A 1,845-nucleotide genomic window follows, 5' to 3' on the forward strand; every position below is an offset into this window, starting at 1 on the left:
GGTGGGTGCCGCCTGGGCGGCTGGATGCCTTCAGCCGATCAGCTGGCTGAGCGCCATGGCGACGGTCATGTCGCCTTCGACCTTTATCTTGCCGGTCATGAACGCCATCGTCGGGTTCAGGTCGCCAGCGATCAGCGAATCCAGATCGTCGAGCGAGAGCTTGATGGTGCAGTCGGTGGGTGCATCGGTGTTCGAGACGGTTGCGCCGTCGATGACGATGACGCCGTCGCTGCCGGTGTCGAATTTCACGGAACGATCGAACCCGCTGCTGGCCACCCGCGACTTGATCTTCTCGGCAATCTCCTGAACGCTCACGCTGTTCTCCTTGTCTGGTTGCATCTGTCTCGCAACGGCGCTTCGATCCAGCCGAAGCCCATGCCGCGGTTTCGCGATCACGGTCGCTGCCGCATATAGCTTTGGGTTGACGTTTACGTCAACGCGAATTCGGGCGGTTGGTTCCTGCCGTCGCGGCAGGTGAGCCCCGATGAGGCCGGGACTCCGAGCCGGGGCAACTCAGTGTTCCTTGAACGCCTTGGTCATTTCGCTCGCCGTCTCGCTTTTCTTGCGGCGCAGCCAGTTGTCGCGGATTTCGTCCTTCGACAGGAAATTGACCTGGTCGATCAGAACCTCATGCACCAAGGGCGCGCCGACACGCGCGTTGACGGTATCGCGGATTGCGGCGCGGAAGGCATCGAGATCGATGGTCGCCTTGTTGGTGAAGTCGATCTGCGGATTGGAATAGAGGTAGGAATAGACCTGGTCGGTGATCAGCGCTTCGGCCGGAATGGACAGCTTCTTTATCTGCTCGGGTTCGACGGTGTAGACGAGCTTGGTCAGGAAATAGCCGCCGATCTCAGAATCGCGGATCAGCGGCACCGAAATGATGTCGGTCTTGACGTAGTCGAGACCGCCCAGCATTGGCTTCGGCGTTTCGCCGACACCGCGCTCGCCGGCCGCCTGAAACGAATAGAACACGGCGCCGAGGGTTGCGGCGCAGATCCAGACGGCGATGGCGATGACCTTGATCATCGGCTCTTGTCAGTCCCTTGATCAGTCCCTTGCGAAGGCGACGCGGCACTTCGCCGTTGCTTCGGCAGTATCTCCGAAGTGTCGCTTGTGTTCGGCATCATGCCTTGATCCAGCCGAACTCGCCGGCGGAGTAGGTGCCGTCGGTCTCGGCGCGCTGGATGGCGTGCCGCAGCAGGCTGGCGACTTCGTTGACCGCGCTGAGATGCGCCAGGATCGCCGCTTCGTTCTTCGCCAGCTTCTGGCGCAGCCGGGTCAGGCCCTCGCGGTGCTGTTCGAGGAATTCGGCTTCGCTGCCGCCCTTCATGGCGCGCGTCAACTCGTAGAGGTAGCGGCTCTTGCGGGCGTTCGATGCCTTGAGATCATAGTTGGTCGCGTTGCGGATGCCGGCGGTCTCTTCCTCGACCACTTCCTCGATGCGACCGATGATGGCGGCGAGGTTGCCGGGCCGCGCGAACGGGATCGGCGCTTCCGACGCGGTCGTGCGTGCTGGCAGATTGGGGGTGGATTCTGAAAAGTCGGCCATGGCGTTTCCCAGTTTAGATCTTGATGTTTGTTTTTATGGTCGTCTCGTCACCGGTCATCGACCCCGCAGCCTTGCGCTGCAATTGGTGGACCAGCGAGGTCGACAGGCTGTTTTGCTGGTCGATCTCGGTCTTTTCCAACCCGCCCGAGACCGGACCGACCGGAACCACGCGCTTGCCTTCGAGATAGTGGTCGGCAAGCACCGACTTGGCGATGCCGATGCCGCCGCGTTCGGCCATCACGTCGGCCACCCGCTCGGCAAGCTGCGATTTCCACATGTCGCCAGCCAAGCCC

The 1,845-nt window shown here is 61.8% G+C and carries 4 protein-coding genes; all 4 read right to left on the reverse strand.

Features of this window, described 5'->3' with window-relative positions; genetic code table 11:
* Positions 1-30: 30 nt before the first annotated feature.
* Positions 31-315, reverse strand: a complete 285-nt coding sequence (locus EN750_RS32420) for an SCP2 sterol-binding domain-containing protein (RefSeq protein ID WP_013529756.1) — start codon at positions 313-315, stop codon at positions 31-33.
* Positions 316-513: 198 nt separating this feature from the next.
* Complete coding sequence (locus EN750_RS32425; RefSeq protein ID WP_127270032.1) at positions 514-1,029, reverse strand: hypothetical protein; 516 nt, start codon at positions 1,027-1,029, stop codon at positions 514-516.
* A gap of 97 nt (positions 1,030-1,126) precedes the next feature.
* Positions 1,127-1,552: a hypothetical protein gene (locus EN750_RS32430; RefSeq protein ID WP_027038227.1), complete on the reverse strand. Its 426-nt coding sequence runs from the start codon at positions 1,550-1,552 to the stop codon at positions 1,127-1,129.
* Between the two features lie 13 nt (positions 1,553-1,565).
* A partial coding sequence (locus EN750_RS32435; RefSeq protein ID WP_189526614.1) for a rod-binding protein occupies positions 1,566-1,845 on the reverse strand: 280 nt, incomplete at its 5' end.

This window comes from Mesorhizobium sp. M7A.F.Ca.ET.027.03.2.1 (assembly GCF_003999175.1).
Taxonomy (GTDB): domain Bacteria; phylum Pseudomonadota; class Alphaproteobacteria; order Rhizobiales; family Rhizobiaceae; genus Mesorhizobium.

Excerpts from the sequence above, each read along its gene's own strand:
- EN750_RS32425 (WP_127270032.1), bottom strand. The coding sequence starts at position 1,029 with ATGATCAAGGTCATCGCCATCGCCGTCTGGATCTGCGCCGCAACCCTC.
- EN750_RS32430 (WP_027038227.1), bottom strand. The coding sequence starts at position 1,552 with ATGGCCGACTTTTCAGAATCCACCCCCAATCTGCCAGCACGCACGACC.